This window comes from Streptomyces sp. NPDC001056 (assembly GCF_053598955.1).
In genome coordinates this window covers 83,637-99,621 of the sequence record NZ_JBSFLI010000007.1, presented here as the reverse complement: position 1 = coordinate 99,621, position 15,985 = coordinate 83,637, and the positions used below count along the sequence as shown (strand labels likewise).

General features: G+C 73.2%; 14 protein-coding genes and 2 pseudogenes. 6 read left to right on the top strand and 10 right to left on the bottom strand.

All coding sequences use genetic code 11. The features are described from left to right. Positions 1-4: 4 nt before the first annotated feature. Genes ACWDD7_RS11045 through ACWDD7_RS11015 form a run of 7 tightly spaced genes read right to left on the bottom strand, consistent with a single transcriptional unit; the run spans position 5 to position 7,064 of the window. On the bottom strand, positions 5-1,450 hold the full coding sequence (locus ACWDD7_RS11045) for a hypothetical protein (RefSeq protein ID WP_450457132.1): 1,446 nt from the start codon (positions 1,448-1,450) through the stop codon (positions 5-7). 3 nt (positions 1,451-1,453) lie between these two features. After that, the gene (locus ACWDD7_RS11040) at positions 1,454-2,269 is read right to left on the bottom strand and encodes an ABC transporter permease (protein ID WP_351865950.1); all 816 of its coding nucleotides are present in this window, start codon (positions 2,267-2,269) and stop codon (positions 1,454-1,456) included. Continuing rightward, a complete protein-coding gene (locus ACWDD7_RS11035) occupies positions 2,266-3,078 on the bottom strand; it encodes an ABC transporter permease (protein ID WP_351865953.1) in 813 nt (270 codons plus the stop codon). The genes ACWDD7_RS11040 and ACWDD7_RS11035 overlap by 4 nt, the downstream gene beginning before the upstream one ends. Further along, positions 3,075-4,070: an ABC transporter ATP-binding protein gene (locus ACWDD7_RS11030; RefSeq protein WP_351865956.1), complete on the bottom strand. Its 996-nt coding sequence runs from the start codon at positions 4,068-4,070 to the stop codon at positions 3,075-3,077. Before ACWDD7_RS11030 ends, ACWDD7_RS11035 begins: the two co-directional genes overlap by 4 nt. Then, positions 4,067-5,368 carry an aspartate aminotransferase family protein gene (locus tag ACWDD7_RS11025; RefSeq protein ID WP_351865959.1) on the bottom strand — a complete coding sequence of 434 codons (1,302 nt, stop codon included), beginning with the start codon at positions 5,366-5,368 and terminating at the stop codon, positions 4,067-4,069. The genes ACWDD7_RS11030 and ACWDD7_RS11025 overlap by 4 nt, the downstream gene beginning before the upstream one ends. After that, positions 5,365-5,781, bottom strand: a complete 417-nt coding sequence (locus ACWDD7_RS11020; protein ID WP_351865961.1) for a cupin domain-containing protein — start codon at positions 5,779-5,781, stop codon at positions 5,365-5,367. Before ACWDD7_RS11020 ends, ACWDD7_RS11025 begins: the two co-directional genes overlap by 4 nt. A 50-nt stretch (positions 5,782-5,831) precedes the next feature. Next, positions 5,832-7,064: a sedoheptulose 7-phosphate cyclase gene (locus ACWDD7_RS11015; protein ID WP_450457131.1), complete on the bottom strand. Its 1,233-nt coding sequence runs from the start codon at positions 7,062-7,064 to the stop codon at positions 5,832-5,834. A 149-nt stretch (positions 7,065-7,213) separates the two neighbouring features. Between ACWDD7_RS11015 and ACWDD7_RS11010 the strand changes: the two genes are divergently transcribed. The 4 genes and pseudogenes from ACWDD7_RS11010 to ACWDD7_RS10995 all read left to right on the top strand — a co-directional run bounded on the left by ACWDD7_RS11010 (position 7,214) and on the right by ACWDD7_RS10995 (position 12,153). Further along, on the top strand, positions 7,214-8,053 hold the full coding sequence (locus tag ACWDD7_RS11010) for an oxygenase MpaB family protein (protein WP_351865966.1): 840 nt from the start codon (positions 7,214-7,216) through the stop codon (positions 8,051-8,053). Between the two features lie 220 nt (positions 8,054-8,273). Continuing rightward, positions 8,274-9,851 carry a phytoene desaturase family protein gene (locus ACWDD7_RS11005; RefSeq protein WP_450457130.1) on the top strand — a complete coding sequence of 526 codons (1,578 nt, stop codon included), beginning with the start codon at positions 8,274-8,276 and terminating at the stop codon, positions 9,849-9,851. A 54-nt stretch (positions 9,852-9,905) separates the two neighbouring features. Further along, a pseudogene (locus ACWDD7_RS11000) lies at positions 9,906-10,576 on the top strand (nitronate monooxygenase); the annotation flags it as partial. A gap of 77 nt (positions 10,577-10,653) precedes the next feature. Continuing rightward, positions 10,654-12,153 (top strand): acyl-CoA synthetase, encoded by a 1,500-nt coding sequence (locus tag ACWDD7_RS10995; RefSeq protein WP_351865971.1) that lies wholly within the window; start codon positions 10,654-10,656, stop codon positions 12,151-12,153. Here ACWDD7_RS10995 and ACWDD7_RS10990 read toward each other — a convergent pair. The 3 genes from ACWDD7_RS10990 to paaK all read right to left on the bottom strand — a co-directional run bounded on the left by ACWDD7_RS10990 (position 12,116) and on the right by paaK (position 14,985). Beyond that, positions 12,116-13,078: an RNA polymerase sigma-70 factor gene (locus tag ACWDD7_RS10990; RefSeq protein ID WP_351865973.1), complete on the bottom strand. Its 963-nt coding sequence runs from the start codon at positions 13,076-13,078 to the stop codon at positions 12,116-12,118. The two genes, ACWDD7_RS10995 and ACWDD7_RS10990, sit on opposite strands and share 38 nt — an antisense overlap. A 31-nt stretch (positions 13,079-13,109) precedes the next feature. Further along, positions 13,110-13,583: a carboxymuconolactone decarboxylase family protein gene (locus ACWDD7_RS10985; RefSeq protein WP_351865976.1), complete on the bottom strand. Its 474-nt coding sequence runs from the start codon at positions 13,581-13,583 to the stop codon at positions 13,110-13,112. A 91-nt stretch (positions 13,584-13,674) separates the two neighbouring features. After that, the gene (gene paaK, locus ACWDD7_RS10980; RefSeq protein ID WP_351865979.1) at positions 13,675-14,985 is read right to left on the bottom strand and encodes a phenylacetate--CoA ligase PaaK; all 1,311 of its coding nucleotides are present in this window, start codon (positions 14,983-14,985) and stop codon (positions 13,675-13,677) included. A 169-nt stretch (positions 14,986-15,154) separates the two neighbouring features. Here paaK and ACWDD7_RS10975 point away from each other — a divergent pair. Then, positions 15,155-15,445 (top strand): annotated as a pseudogene (locus ACWDD7_RS10975) (thiolase C-terminal domain-containing protein); the annotation flags it as partial. An 83-nt stretch (positions 15,446-15,528) separates the two neighbouring features. Continuing rightward, complete coding sequence (locus ACWDD7_RS10970; RefSeq protein ID WP_351865982.1) at positions 15,529-15,771, top strand: DUF397 domain-containing protein; 243 nt, start codon at positions 15,529-15,531, stop codon at positions 15,769-15,771. Positions 15,772-15,985 lie beyond the last annotated feature (214 nt).

The window sequence follows — 15,985 nt, the reverse complement described above, 5'->3', positions numbered from 1 at the left end:
GTCCTCATCCGCTGGCCGGCAGGCCGCTGGCCTCCACGGCGTGCCGCAGGTTGATCGCCGCGTGGTAGGCGCGGTCGTGGGCGTAGGCGTAGTCGAGCTCGTGGATCAGCCGGCGCAGCCTCAGCAGCCGCCACGCCGGATGCGCGTCCCGCTCCGGACCCGCGTCGGCCAGCAGGTTCCCGGCCCGCGCGGCCCACAGCCCCGCCGCCTGCCGGAGCCGGGCGAGACCCGCCAGCCTCTCCTCGGTCCAGCCGGGCGTGTCGGGGCGCGCGCCCGCCGCCTGGAGCAGTGCGGTGCGGCAGGTGTCCTCCGGGTCCATGCCGAGGACGCCCGCCGCGTGGTCGGAGAACTCGTCCGCCGTGAAGATCTCCAGGCCCCGGGTCAGGGCGGCCAGGTCCTGCCACGGCGACTGCGCGGTGGCCGGGTCGGCCGGGTCGGCGCGCGGCGTGGACAGGTCGATGACGCACAACTCCCAGCTGCCGTCGGCGCGTTCGCCCCGCAGGACGTGGGACAGGTGGAGGTCGCCGTGGCAGGGTCCGGCGGGCCAGGGCCGGGCCGGCAGCGCGGCGACGCGGGCCAGCTCACGGGACAGACCGGTCGCGGCCGCCTCGCGCACGGGTGCGGGGTAGCGGGTGTCGGCGAGGATCAGCGGGGTGAGCCGGGCGAGCCGTTCGGCGGAGTCCGCGAGGACGGCCCCGGCGGGGAACTCCGGGTGCGGGCCGAGGCGTTCGGCCAGCTCCTGGTGGAAGTCGCGCAGGAACAGTCCGGTGGCCCGCAGCGGCGCGATCAGGTCCCGCTGGGAGGTGTCCACCGCCGTGGCCGGCTCGACACCGTCGGCCAGCAGGGGCCACAGCGCCCTGATCCCCGCCCGCAGCGGCACGTTGAGGCCCTCGCCCTCCGCGAACCGGTACAGCACCCCGAGCGGCTCGCGGGCCCCCGTCGCCGTGTCCACGTACGTGTAGTCGCCCACCGGCTGCTGGGTGCGCCCGCCGTCCGCCATCAGGCGCAACAGCTCGGCCTCCCGGTTGCCGGTGCCGATCCGCCGGTAGCTCTTGTGGGTGTGCGCGGTGCCGTCCAGGTCGATCAGGGACAGCGCGTTGGAGCACCAGCCCGGGTCGAAGGGCAGCGGGCCCCGGTAGGCGGCGGGCGCCCCCCGGAACTCGATCGTGTTGCCGCGCCCGGTGGGCAGTCGGAGCCCGTCGCGCAGCGCGCCGACCACCGCCCGGTCGAACGCTTCCGTACCGGCGGCGGATCGCCCCGGGTCGGCGTCGAGCACCGGCACGAACCAGCGGGCCTCGCCCGCCCCGACCAGCAGCAGCCGGACCTCGCCGAGCACCGCCTGGTCGTACAGCTCGAAGGGGCCGCGGCGCCCGGCCTCGTCCATCCAGGAGGAGGCGCGCAGCAGTCCGACGGTCGCGGGCGCGGGGGCGCCGGGCAACAGGGTGTCCATGGGTCAGCTCCCGGTCATCTCGTAACGGTCGACGCCCCGGTGCCAGACGACCAGGGCGAGCGTCACCACACCCGCGGTCACCACGAACAGCCAGGGCAGCATGCCGGTGCGCCCGAAGAGCAGGTAGCCGGCGGGGACGTAGGCGGTGAAGGCGTAGGGCAGCAGCCAGGTCAGCAGCCACCGCAGGGAGGGGTGGTACAGGTCGAGCGGGTAACCGGAGAAGTCCCCCAGCTGGTTGGCCGCGTACAGGGCCGGGAAGCTGTTCGTCGTCCAGAAGGCCAGCGACGCGAACAGCGTCTTGACCGAGGCGAGGATCAGCGTGCCGCACACCACGAGCAGCGGCAGCAGCAGCCACTGCACGACGCTGAGGCGCAGGCCGAGTTCGTCGGCCGCGTACCAGGTCAGGGCGGCTCCGGTGATCAGTTCCCCGAAGCCGTCCGGGTACAGGAACCGCTCGGACAGCAGCGAGAACAGCGGGTGCACCGGCCGGATCAGATAGCGGAAGAACTCGCCGTTCTGCACCAACTTGCGTGCCATGACCCACAGTTGGTCGGTGAACATCCGGTCGAGCCCGCGCGGCAGCAGCGAGAAGCCGAGCAGGAACAGCACCTCGTGGTAGTCCCAGCCGGCGATCCGCGGGGTCTGCCGGAACACCATGCCGACCACCGCGACCTGGCACACCACCCGCAGCACCAGACCGCCCGCGCCGAGCAGGAAGTCCATGCGGTACTCGGTCAGCCGGTGCACGCTGACGGCGCTGAGATGCCAGGTCAGACGGGCGTAGCGGGCGGCCGTCGCGAGCGGCCCCGGTGCGGTCATCCGCCCAGCACCTCCACCCGGCGTACGGCCCCGCGCCAGGCCAGCGCGGCCAGCGCGCACAGCGCCACCGCCCAGCCGAGCTGTACGGTGAGGATTCCGGCCGCGCCCGCGGCGCCGTCGTAGCGCCCGAGCAGCAGCCGCAGCGGGCCGTCGACCATGCCCTGGAACGGCAGCACGCGGGCGACGGCCGCGAGCGGCCCCGGCATCAGCGCGAGCGGCACCACCTGCCCGGCGAAGAACGCGACCACGCTGTCCTTGACGACGCGCACGCCCCAGATGTTGGTGGTGACGAACCCGGCGAGCCCGACCAGCAGGTTCACCCCGAAGCCGATCACCAGGGACAGGGCGGCGGAGACCGCGAAGAGCAGCATGCCGCCCCAGGTCGGCGCGGTCAGCGGCAGCAGCAGCGCGTACAGCGCGACGACGGGTACGGCGACCAGCGTGGCGTTGGTGAGCGACACCGGCAGCCCGGCGGCGAACCGGGCCAGCGGATAGCTGACCGGGCGCAGCAGCGACACGGCGATGTCCCCGCGCTGCACCTCCCCGGAGACCTCCTCGTCCACCCGGCTGGCCTGCATCAGGCCGAGCACCTGGGCGAGCAGGACGTACGTCGTCAGGCGCGGCAGGTCGTAGCCGCCGGGCAGCCCGCCCGGCCGGCCCCCGTACACCGCGCGCCACAGGAAGACCTGGACGCCGACGGCCGTGGTGGCGGTCAGGGCGTTGATCAGGAAGGTGGAGCGGTACTGGAGCAGCGACTGGAGGCTGGAGGCCGCGAACGGGGTGTAGCGGCGCAGGGCGGAGGCGTTCACGCGGCCGCCCGCCCCGCGTAGATGCGCCGCAGCACCATCTCCAGGTCGGGTTCGGGGGCGACGCAGTCGGTGACGTCGAAGTGGTCGAGCACGAAGCCCATCACCTGACGGGAGGTCCAACGGGCCACCGGGTACTCGACCTTGATCCGCCCGCCGTCGACCAGCTGCGCCGACGCCCCGTCAAGTCCCTTCTCGATCAGGCTCAACGCCTCGTCGGGCCCGCCGTGGTGCTCGAAGACCACTGCCCGGGTGTCGGCGGTGCGCAGCAGTTCGTGCATGGTCCCGCGGTGCACGACCTCGCCGTGGTTGACCACCAGGACCCGGTCGCAGATGGCGGTGATGTCGCCCATGTCGTGGCTGGTGAGCAGCACGGTGGTGCCGAGTTCGGCGTTGACGTGGTTGACCAGCCTGCGCACGGCCTCCTTGAGCACCAGGTCGAGGCCGACCGTCGGCTCGTCCAGGAAGACCACCTTGGGGTCGTGCAGCAGGCTCGCCGCGACCTCGGCGCGCATCCGCTGGCCCAGACTGAGTTGCCGCACCGGCGTGTTGCCCAGCGCGTCGAGGTCCAGCAGCTCCTGGAACAGGGCCATGTTGCGCCGGTAGACGGCGTCCGGGATCTCGTGCACCCGGCGCAGGATGCGGAAGGAGTCCGGCACCGGCAGGTCCCACCACAGCTGGCTGCGCTGCCCGAACACCACCCCGATGTTCGCGGCGTTGCGCCGCCGCTCCCGGTACGGCTCCAGGCCCGCGACCAGGGCCCGGCCCGAGGTGGGCGTCATGATGCCGGTGAGCATCTTCACGGTGGTCGACTTGCCCGCCCCGTTCGCCCCGATGTACGCCGCCTTCGTGCCGGCCGGGATCTCGAAGGACACCCCGGACACGGCCCGCACCAGCCGGTGCTCGCGGCTCAACAGGGTGCTCAGGCTGCCCATCAGACCGGGCTTGCGCTCGGCCACCTTGAACTCCTTGACCAGGTCCTCCGCGACGATCACCGCGCGTCCCCCGTGGCCCGTGCCAGGGCGCGGTCGAGCAGCGTCACGCCCTCTTCCAGGAGCGCGCGGTCGATGGTGAACGGCGGTGCCAGGCGCAGCACATGACCGCCGATCGCGGTGCGCAGCCCGAGGTCCAGGGCGTGCCGGTACACCGCCTGCGCGATCTCCGGCGCGGGTGTCCGGCTCGCTCGGTCGCGTACGAACTCCAGTCCGTGCAGCAGCCCGAGCCCGCGTACGTCTCCCAACACCTCGTACTTGGCGTGCAGTTCGGCCAGTCGCTCGTCCAGCAGGGCGCCCAGCTCGGCCACCCGGGCGAGCAGCGCGTCCCGCCGCACGACCTCCAGGGTGGCCTTGGCGGCGGCGATGCCCAGCGGATTGTTCGCGTACGTCGACGCGGTGGACCCGGCGCGCCCGGCCTCGGGGTGCCGCAGCACCGAGGACCGCCCGGCCAGCGCGGCGAACGGGAAACCCGAGGCCAGGCCCTTGGCGAGGGTCACGAGATCCGGCTCGACGCCGAACCGCTCGCTCGCCAGGAAGGTGCCGGTGCGGCCGCCGCCGGTGAGCACCTCGTCGGCGACGAGCAGCACGCCGTTCTCCCGGCAGCTGTCGGCGATCTGGTCCCAGTAGCCGGGCGGCGGCACGATCACCCCGGCCGCGCCGAGCACCGGCTCGAAGACCAGCGCCGAGACGTTCGGTTTCTCCGCGATGTGCCGGCGCACCAGTGAGGCGCAGCGCACCCCGCACGAGGGGTACTCCAGCTCCAGCGGGCAGCGGTAGCAGTAAGGGGAGTAGCCCAGCACGCTGTTGCCCGCGAACGCCTGGTGGCCGATGTCCCAGTGGACCAGCATCCTGGCCCCCTGCGTCTTGCCGTGGAAGCCGTGGCGCAGCGCCCCGATCCGGTTGCGGCCCGGCTCGGCGACGGCCTGCACGGCACGCAGCGCGGCCTCCACGACCTCGGCGCCGGTGGAGAAGAAGGCGTACGTGTCCAGCTCCTCCGGCAGCAGCTCGGCGAGCAGGTCGCACAGGGCGGCGCGGTCGGCGGTGGCGAAGTCGTGCACGTTCCACAGCCGCCCGGCCTGCTCGGTGAGCGCGGCGACGACCTCGGGGTGGCAGTGGCCCAGCGACTGGGTGAGGGTGCCGGCCGCGAGGTCGATGTACTGGTTGCCGTCGAGGTCGGTGAGGACGGCGCCGCGGCCCTGCGTGAACACGCGGCGGCCCAGCGCGGACTCCTCGGAGGCGCCGGGCGCGAGGTGTGCCGACTCCCGCTCCAGCAGCTCCCGTTGGCGCGGGCCGGTCATCCGGCACCGCCCAGCGGGCCGGCCTCGAAGACCAGCAGGTGGAGGTCGTCGTCGGCGTCGTTGGCCAGACCGTGTTCCCCGTAGGGGCGGTTGGGGACCACGTCCCCCGCGCGCACCGTGAACTCCTCGCCGTCCAGCGTCATGCGGCCCCGCCCCGACAGGATCACGTACGTCTCCTCGTCGTCGGCGTGCCGGTGCGTCCCGATGGAGGTGCCCGGGGGCAGCACCACCAGGTCGATGAAGGCGATCGGCGCCCTCGCCCCGGCGGCGAGGTAGGCGCGGTGGGCGCGGATCGTGCCGGTGCCGCCGTGGTCGCCGGTCACGTCACGCAGCAGCCCCTCGTACAGGTTGGTGACGCGGGTACGGACGGGCTCGGGCGCCGGGGCATCCGGCTCCGGCAGGGCAGGACTCATCGCGGTACGGCTCCAAGACGCTTGCGGGGGAGGGGAGTTCGGGTGGGGCGTCAGTACGCGGCCGTCAGCGGCGCGGCGGGGGCGGCGCCCTCGGCTCGGGCGGCCAGGGCGGCCAGCGCCTCCTGGAGGGCGTCGGCGGGGATGTCGTCCAGATCGTCCACGAAGACCGCCGACCCGATCCCGTCGGGCACCACGAGATGCAGCCGGCGGCCCCGGCGCTCCCAGGACGCCTGCAGCGCCCGCTCCATCAGCTCGGGGGTACAGGTCCCCGGATCGAACACGGGCAGTCCGAGCGCGTCGATCAGCCCGGTGATGCGCGCGCAGTCCTGGGCGTCCAGCAGCCCCAGCACGCGGGCGAGTTCACTGGAGAGGGCCATGTCGACGGCGACCGACTCGCCGTGCGCGATCCGGTACTCGCTGGCCGTCTCCATCACGGGCCCGAAGGTGTGCCCGAAGTCGACCAGCCGGGCCAGGTCGTGCTCACGGAGGTTGGGGCACAGCTCCTCCATCATCAGCCGCATCGAGGTGCGCAGCACGTAGTCCTCGACACCGTGCCGCCCGAGCCCGTCCTCCGCGAGCGCCGCCGGAGTGGCGCAGGGCCGCTGGAAGACCTGGGGGCACTCCTCCAGGGTCCGGAACAGCCGGGCGTCCTTGATGATCGCCATCTTGGCTATCTCGCCCAGCCCGCAGCGGATGTCCCGGGGCGCCAACGATCGGAGGAACGCGGGGTCGTTGAGGGAGGCGTGCGGTGGGTGGTAGGCGCCGAGCATGTTCTTGGTGCCCAGGGCGTTGATGCCGGTCTTGACGCCCACGCCCACGTCGACCTGGCCGACCAGGGTGGTGTTGACCTTGATGTAGCGCACGCCCCGGCAGTAGATCGCCGCCGCGAAGCCGACCAGGTCGCAGGTGACGCCGCCGCCGACGGCGAGCATCACACCGCCCCGGTCCAGGCCGGCCGCCTTGGCCAGCGCGCAGATCTCCTCGACCGTCTCCATGCGCTTGCGGTCCTCGCCGCCGCCCAGCACGTGCACGCTCCAGGTGCCGGGCGCGAGCCGCGCGTCCAGATAGGCGCGCAGTTGCCGGCCGTACAGCCGGTCGACGGTCGGTCCGGTGAAGGCCACCACGCGGCGCCCCTCGCAGCACTCGGCCAGTAGCGGGTTGGCGGGTGAGAACACCTCACGGGTGAGATCGACGCGGTACGAGGTTCCGTCCGGGGCGCGGAGGGTGAACCCGCTGTCATCGCCTCGGACCCCGGATTCGGCGGCGGATGTCTGCGCCGTCACGACACTCCTCGAATCGGCCGGCAGTTCCACCGGCTGGCCGTCAACTGCGATCAACAGGGCCTGAGTTAAACAGGTGACCGAGGGCCTCTGCAAGAAGTTGATGAAACTTGCTGCGGTTTCTTGCAAGCGGGAGCGGTCATACTGGCGGCATGGGCGACCCCGGTCTCTTCACCCCGCGTTCCGTGACCTGGCAGCTGCACGGCGACCCCATGATGTGGGTCGCCGGCATCCGCGCGCTCTACCTCCAGGCCCTGCTTCCGCGCGCGGTGCGCGGCGTGCTCCAGAACTCCGACGTCCGGCGGGACGCCTGGGGCCGGCTGCGGCGCACCGCGGACTTCGTGGGCACGACGACGTACGGCACGACGGAGGCCGCCGAGCGCGCCGGCGCCCGGGTCCGCGGCATCCACCGCGGGCTGGGCGCGACCGACCCCGACAGCGGCGAGCGCTACGGCGTCGACGAACCCGGGCTGCTGCTCTGGGTGCACTGCGCCGAGATCGACTCCTACCTGCACGTGCTGCGCCGCTCGGGCTATCCGCTCACCGACGCCCAGGCCGACCGCTACATCGCCGAGCACCGGGTCAGCGCCCGGCTGGTGGGACTCGACCCGGCTGCCGTCCCGGCGAGCCGGTCGCGACTCGCCGCGTACTTCGAGGACATGCGACCCCACCTCGCGGCCGGACCCGAGGCCCGCGACGTGGACGACTTCCTCCGCCACCCCCCGGTGCACCCCCTGTTGCTCCCCGCACGCGAGCTGCTGTGGCGACGCGTGGCGGGCCTCGCCTACGCCGCGCTCCCGCCGTACGCCCACGAGCTGTACGGGCGCCCGGTCCCCGCCCCCGACGTCGTCACCCGCCGCCTGCGCACGACCGGCACCCTGCTGCGCCGCATCCCGGCCCGTGTCCGCTGGCAGCTGCCGCCGAAGCACATCCTGCGCGCGATGGACCGCCTCGGCCCGGCGGCCCGCCCGGCCCCGCACAAGGTTCCTTAGCGGGCCCGTCCGCGAGCGGCCGCCCGGGAAACAGCGGAGGACATCGGGCACGGCCGCCGGGACCGCCATGATCCGAGAACGCGAATGGACGTGCACTCGCTTCCGGCCCGCCGCCGTCCACCGCGGCGGTCTTCCCGGGCGTGGCGGCGCCCCGCTGAAGGCTTCCCGGCGCGGCGGGCGCCCTCTGGCCCCACCGGATCACCCCGTGCTACGAAGGACCATGTCCGCGAACCAGGGAACCCGCGCGTACGACGCCGTCATCGTCGGAGCAGGCCACAACGGCCTGGTCGCCGCCGCCTATCTGGCACGGGCCGGGCGCTCCGTACTGGTGCTGGAGCGGCTCGGCCACACCGGTGGGGCAGCCGTGTCCAGCCGTCCGTTCGCCGGGGTGGAGGCCCGTCTGTCGCGGTACTCCTACCTGGTCAGCCTGCTGCCGCCGAAGATCGTGGCCGACCTCGGCCTGGACTTCCGGCTGCGCTCGCGCACCATCTCCTCGTACACCCCCGTGGAACGCGCGGGCCGCCCCACCGGACTCCTGGTCGGCGGCGGCGAGGCGCGCACCCGGGCGGCCTTCGCCCGGCTGACCGGCGGCGAGCGCGAGTACGCCGCCTGGCAGCGCTTCTACGGCATGACCGGCCGCGTCGCCGAGCGCGTCTTCCCGACCCTCACCGAGCCCCTGCCCACCCGCGACGAACTGCGCCGCCGCATCGACGACGAGACCGCCTGGCGGGCCCTGTTCGAGGAACCGATCGGGGCCGCCGTCGAGGAGCACTTCGAGGACGACCTGGTCCGGGGCGTCGTCCTCACCGACGCCCTCATCGGCACCTTCGCCGACGCCCACGACCCCTCGCTCGCCCAGAACCGCTGCTTCCTGTATCACGTCATCGGCGGCGGCACCGGCGCCTGGGACGTGCCCGTGGGCGGCATGGGCGCCCTCACCGACGCCCTCGCGGCGGCGGCCCGCGCGGCGGGCGCGGAGATCGTCACCGGACACGAGGCGGTCCGGATCGCCGGCGACGCCGACGGCGCCGAGGTCACCTACCGCACCGCCGACGGCGAGGGCGTCGCCGCCGCCCGGCACGTCCTGGTCAACGCCTCCCCGCAGGAGCTGGCCGTGCTCACCGGAGCCGCGGCCCCGGAACCCGCCGAGGGGGCCCAACTCAAGGTCAACATGCTGCTGACCCGGCTGCCCAGGCTCCGCGACCCCGACGTCGATCCCCGCGAGGCCTTCGCGGGCACCTTCCACATCGCCGAGGGCTACGGCCAGTTGGCCGCCGCCCACGCCCAGGCCGCCGCCGGGCGTCCGCCCGCCGCGCCGCCCTCCGAGATCTACTGCCACTCCCTGACCGACCCCACCATCCTCGGCCCCGAACTCGCCGGGCGCGGCTACCAGACGCTCACCCTCTTCGGCCTGCACACCCCGGCCCGGCTCTTCGACCACGACAACGACGCCGTCCGTGAGGAACTGCTGGCGTCCACCCTCGCCCAGCTCGACGCCCACCTCGCCGAACCCCTCGCCGACTGCCTGGCCACCGACGCCGACGGCCGCCCCTGCATCGAGGCGAAGACCCCGCTCGACCTCGAACGGGACCTGCGGCTGCCCGGCGGCAACATCTTCCACCGCGCCCTGTCCTGGCCCTACTCCCAGCCGGACACGGGCCGTTGGGGCGTGGAGACTCCGCACCCGCGCGTCCTGCTGTGCGGCGCGGGAGCGGTGCGCGGGGGAGGGGTGAGCGGCGTACCCGGGCACAACGCGGCGATGGCGGTGCTGGAGCACGACCGGCACCAGCAGAACTGACGGGGTGTCAGAAAAGGCCTTCCGTCGTGCGGGCGGGTGCGGCATCCTGCGCCCATGCAGACGGAGCTCAGCGAGCAACTGGGCATCGAGCCCGCCGTCTTCGGCTTCACACCGTTCCCCGCCGTCGCCGCGGCCATCAGCCGCGCCGGCGGGTTCGGTGCGCTCGGCGCGGTCCGATACACCGCCCCCGACGACCTCGGACGCGACCTCGACTGGCTGGATGCGCACACCGGCGGCCGCCCCTACGGGCTGGACGTCGTGATGCCCGCCCGGAAGGCCGAGGGCGTCACCGAGGCCGACGTCGAGGCGTTGATCCCCGAGGAACACCGGCGGTTCGTGCGCGACACCCTCGCCGCGCGCGGGGTCTCCGAACTGCCACAGGGCGCGGCGGCCGGGTGGCGGATCACCGGCTGGATGGAACAGGTCGCCCGGGGCCGGCTGGACGTCGCCTTCGACCACCCGATCCGGCTGCTCGCCAACGCCCTCGGCTCCCCGCCCGCCGACGTCGTCGCCCGCGCCCACGAGCGGGGTGTGCCCGTCGCCGCGCTCGCGGGCAGCGCCCGGCACGCCCGCAAGCACCGGGACGCGGGCATCGACATCGTCGTCGCCCAGGGCTACGAGGCCGGCGGGCACACCGCGGAGATCGCCACCATGGGCTCACCCCGGAGGTCGTGGAGGCCGTCGCCCCGCTGCCCGTGCCGGCCGCCGGCGGCATCGGCAGCGGGGCGCCGCGCCCGGTCGGTCTGATCCGGTACCGCCCGGCCCTTGACCTGCGCGTGCGCGGGCCTCAAGATCTGCGGTCATGAGCAAGGGACAGGGCAGCACGGTCGACGCGATGCTGCGGCGCAGCGCCCGCCGCACCCCCGCGCGGGTCGCGGTGGAGTACGGCGAGCGCGGCTGGACGTACGAGGAACTGGACGACGCGGTCTCCCGCGCGGCCGCGCTGCTGCTCGCCGAGGGCCTCAGTCCCGGCGACCGGGTCGGCGTCTACGGCCACAACTCGGACGCCTACCTGATCGCCTTCCTCGGCTGCGCCCGCGCCGGCCTGGTCCACGTCCCGGTCAACAACCACCTGACCGGCGACGACCTGGCCTACATCGTCGGGCAGTCCGGCAGCTCGCTGGTGCTCGCCGACCCGGACCTCGTGGGCCGGCTCCCGGACGGCGTACGGTCGCTGCCGCTGCGGGACACCGAGGACTCGTTCCTCGCGCGGCTCGCCGACACCCCGCCGTACGACGGCCCCGGACCGCACTGCGAGGACCTGGCGCAGCTGCTCTACACCTCCGGTACGACCGCCCTGCCCAAGGGCGCGATGATGACCCACCGGGCCCTGGTGCACGAGTACTTGAGCGCGATCACGGCCCTGGACCTGCGCCCCGGCGACCGCCCCGCGCACGCGCTGCCGCTCTACCACTCGGCGCAGATGCACGTCTTCCTGCTGCCCTATCTCGCGGTCGGCGCGAGCAGCGTCATCCTGGACGCGCCGGACGGGGACCGCCTGTTCGACCTGATCGAGGCGGGCCGTGTGGACAGCGTGTTCGCGCCGCCCACCGTGTGGATCGCCCTGGCCAACCGGCCCGACTTCGCCACCAGGGACCTCGCCGGGCTCCGCAAGGCCTACTACGGCGCCTCCATCATGCCGGTGCCCGTCCTGGAGCGGCTGCGCGAGCGCCTGCCGGACCTCGCCCTGTACAACTGCTTCGGGCAGAGCGAGATCGGCCCCCTCGCCACGGTCCTCGGCCCGGCCGAGCACGAGGGCCGCCTCGACTCCTGCGGCCGGCCCGTGCTGTTCGTGGAGGCCCGGGTCGTGGACACGGAGGGCCGGGAGGTGCCCGACGGCACGACCGGCGAGATCGTCTACCGCTCGCCGCAGCTGTGCGAGGGCTACTGGGACAAGCCCGAGGAGACCGCGGAGGCCTTCCGTGACGGCTGGTTCCACTCCGGGGACCTCGCGGTGCGGGACGCGGACGGCTGCTTCACCATCGTGGACCGGGTGAAGGACGTCATCAACTCCGGTGGTGTGCTGGTCGCGTCACGGCAGGTCGAGGACGCCCTCTACACCCATGAGGCGGTGGCCGAGGCCGCCGTGATCGGGCTGCCCGACGAGCGCTGGATCGAGGCCGTCACGGCGGTCGTCGTGCCGCGCGGCGAGGTCACGGAGGAGCAACTCGTCGCGCACGTACGGGAGAAGCTGCCCTCCTTCAAGGCGCCCAAGCGCGTGCTGTTCGTGGAGGCGCTGCCGCGCAACGCCAGCGGGAAGATCCTCAAGCGCGAACTGCGGGACGGCTTCCGGGACAGCTGAGTCGACCCGCCCGCCGACGGGCCCGCTTGACCTCCTCGTTGATCGCCCGGGCGTCCGCGACCGGGCCGAGGTGAGCGAGCTTGTCGGGGTTGGTCACGGCGCGCACGGCCCGGACCCGCCCGTCCAGGATGTCGACGCCCAGGGTCTGGAGCACCCTGCCCGTCCGGTCGTGGAAGACCGCGCCGGGCTGGCCGTTGATCTCGCAGGGCTGGTACGACACCTCGGCCGCCAGCAGCCACGGGACGACCGAGCCCAGCAGCCGCGCCACGTTGTCCGCGCCCACCACGGGGCGGGAGAGCTGCGGGGCCTTGCCGCCCCCGTCCCCGGTCAACCGGACGTCGGCGGCGAGGAGTCGGCGCAGCCCGCCGACATCGCCGTCCCTCATCGCGCCGAAGAAGCGCGACGCCAGCTCCTGCCGCTCGCGCCGGTCCGCCGTGAACCGGGGCCGTCCCGCCGCCATGTGCCGCCGCGCCCGCACCAGCAGCTGCCGACAGGCCGGCTCCGAGCGCTCCACGGCCGAGGCGATGTCGTCGAAGCCGAAGGCGAACACGTCGCGCAGCACGAACACCGCCCGCTCCAGCGGGCTGAGCCGTTCCAGCAGCAGGAGCGCCGCCGTCGACACCGAGTCGGCCAGCTCCGCCGACCGGGCCGGGTCCTGGTACGGGTCGCCGAGCAGCGGTTCCGGGAGCCACGGGCCGGCGTACTCCTCGCGCCGTACCCGCGCCGAGCGCAGCACGTCGATCGAGATCCGGGTCACTGCGGCCGCCAGGAACGCCTTGGTGGACGTGGGCCGGGTAGCCGAGGCCGCGAAGCGCAGCCAGGTCTCCTGCACCGCGTCCTCGGCCTCGCCCACGCCGCCCAGGATCCGGTAGGCGATCGAGAACAGCAGCGGCCGCAGCTCCTCGAACTCCTCGTCCTTGCCCACGCCGGCCCCCTCGCCTCTCCGGTCCCGGACCCTAGTGGAACGAGCCGGGGACGTAGTCGCCCGCCGGGCGCCGGGCGATGACGTTCAGCCGGTTCACCATGTTCATGAAGGAGACGAGGAGCAGCAGGGCGGCGAGCTGGTCCTCGTCATAGTGCTCGGCGGCGTTCGCCCACGTGTCGTCGCCGACCCCCGCCGCCGCATCCGCGATCCGGGTGCCCTCCTCGGCCAGCGCCAGCGCGGCCCGCTCGGCCTCGGTGAAGACCGTCGCCTCCCGCCAGGCCGCGACCAGGTTCAGCCGCACCGCGGACTCACCGGCCAGGGCGGCGTCCTTGGTGTGCATGTCGATGCAGGAGGCGCAGCCGTTGATCTGGCTGATACGCAGTGCCACCAGCTCCTGCGTGGCGGCGGGCAGGGGAGACCCCTTGAGCTCCCTGCCCGCCGAGGCCACGTACTTCAGGGCCTTGCCGGCGACCGGGCTGGTGGCGTAGTCGAGGCGTGCGTCCATCGTGTCCTCCAGGGGATCGTTCTGCTGCTCTCCGTCCCCGAGACGAGGCAGCCCGGTCCCCTGTGACACGGTCACGCGTGTGACCCGTGTCTCACCCCTGCGCGGGGTCGCGCGGCCGCAGGTCCACGATCCGCCGGATCTTGCCGACCGAGCGCTCCAGCGACTCCGGCTCCACGATCTCCACGTCCACCGACACCCCGATGCCGTTCTTCACCGCCGTCACGATGGAACGGGCCGCCGCGTCCCGCGCCTCGGGCGTGGCGTCCGGGCGGGCCTCGGCGCGGACCGTCAGCGAGTCCATACGGCCCTCACGGGTCAGGCGCAGCTGGAAGTGCGGGGCCACGCCCGGCGTGCGCAGCACGATCTCCTCGATCTGCGTGGGGAACAGGTTCACCCCGCGCAGGATCACCAGGTCGTCGCTGCGCCCGGAGATCTTCTCCATCCGCCGGAACACCCGGGCCGTGCCGGGCAGCAACCGCGTCAGGTCCCGGGTCCGGTACCGGACGATCGGCATGGCCTCCTTGGTCAGCGAGGTGAACACCAACTCGCCCCGCTCGCCCTCCGGCAGCACCTCACCGGTGATGGGGTCGATCACCTCCGGGTAGAAGTGGTCCTCCCACACGGTCAGCCCGTCCTTGGTCTCCACGCACTCCTGCGCCACACCGGGGCCGACCACCTCGGACAGGCCGTAGATGTCGACGGCGTCGAGCGCGAACCGCTCCTCGATCTCCCGCCGCATCTGCTCCGTCCACGGCTCCGCCCCGAAGATCCCCACCCGCAACGAGGTCGTCCGCGGGTCCACGCCCTGCCGCTCGAACTCGTCCAGCAGCGTCAGCATGTAGGAGGGCGTCACCATGATCACGGCCGGTTCCAGATCCTGGATCAGCTGCACCTGACGCGCGGTCATGCCGCCGGACGCCGGGACGACCGTGCAGCCGAGGCGCTCGGCGCCGTAGTGGGCGCCGAGGCCGCCGGTGAACAGGCCGTACCCGTACGCCACGTGCACCACGTCACCGGGGCGCCCGCCCGCGGCCCGGATGGACCGCGCGACCATGTCGGCCCACATCGACAGATCGTTCTCCGTGTAGCCGACCACCGTCGGGCGGCCGGTGGTGCCGCTGGAGGCGTGCAGCCGGCGGATCCGCTCCCTCGGCACCGCGAACATCCCGAACGGGTAGTTCTCCCGCAGGTCCGCCTTGGTGGTGAACGGGAAACGGGCGAGATCCTCCAGCGAACGGCAGTCCTCCGGGCGCAACCCCGCCTTGTCGAACGACTCCCGGTAGAACGGCACGTGCTCATAGGCGTGCCGCAGCGAGGCACGCAGCCGCTCCAGCTGAAGCACCCGCAGCTCCTCGGCCCCGAGCCGCTCCCCCGCGTCCAGCAGCTCCCGCGCATCCGCCATCGACACGTCTCCTTACCGCACATTCCGGACGACCGATCATTCGGTCGAACTGTTCGGGGCCAGTAATTCAGGCCAGGGGGCTTTCCGACAAGAGGGCTGCGGCGATTTTCCGCGGGAGAGGGCGGAGGAGCGTGTCCGGAGGGGGCGGCCGAGGGGAGGCGGTGGCCGGTGGGTGGAGAACCTCGGCTTCGCCGCGGAGGGCGAGGGCTGGAAGCTCACCGAGTCCGGCGTCACCGCGCTCGACGGTGACCTGCCGGTCAACATGTCGGGCGGGGTGCTGTCCACCAACCCCATCGGCGCCTCCGGCATGCTCCGCTTCGCCGAGGCCGCCCTCCAGGTGCGCGGACAGGCGGGAGAACGCCAGGTGGAGAGGGCCGGGAAGGTGCTCGGGCACGCGTACGGCGGCGGGTCGCAGGTCTTCGCGATGTGGCTGGTCGGCGCCGAACCATCGGAGCACTGAACGTCTCTCCCACGTGGGCTGTTGGGCACCGGGAGCGGTCGCTAGGCTGACCCGCGGACGACGAAACCGGGAGGAGCACGGACGTGGCCGAGAGCACCACCCAGCGAAAGCCGCTCGCGGGCTGGGACAAGCCGGACCTGGACCTCAGCAGGGCCGAGTGGCGGTCCAGCAGCCGAGGCATGGGCGATGTCCAGATCGCCTTCGTCGAAGGCTTCATCGCGATGCGCAACAGCGACCGCCCGGAGAGCCCCTCCCTGATCTTCACCCCCGCGGAGTGGGGCGCCTTCGTCTCCGGCGCGCGGGAAGGGGAGTTCGACCTCACCTGAGGGACGAGCCGTAGGTTCCCCGTGAACGAGGCCACTTCCCGGCGACAAGAGCCATTCGGAGGCCAGTCGGCCCCGAGCGAACCACCCCGGGAGGCATGCGTCATCAACCTCGGCCCGACCTTCACCCGCAGGGGTGGCGGTCGGGCTGCGTGCTGTACGCGGCCGTCCTCGGTTCTGTCGGCGTGAGGTTGGCGCCGGTCACGAAGGGCCGGGG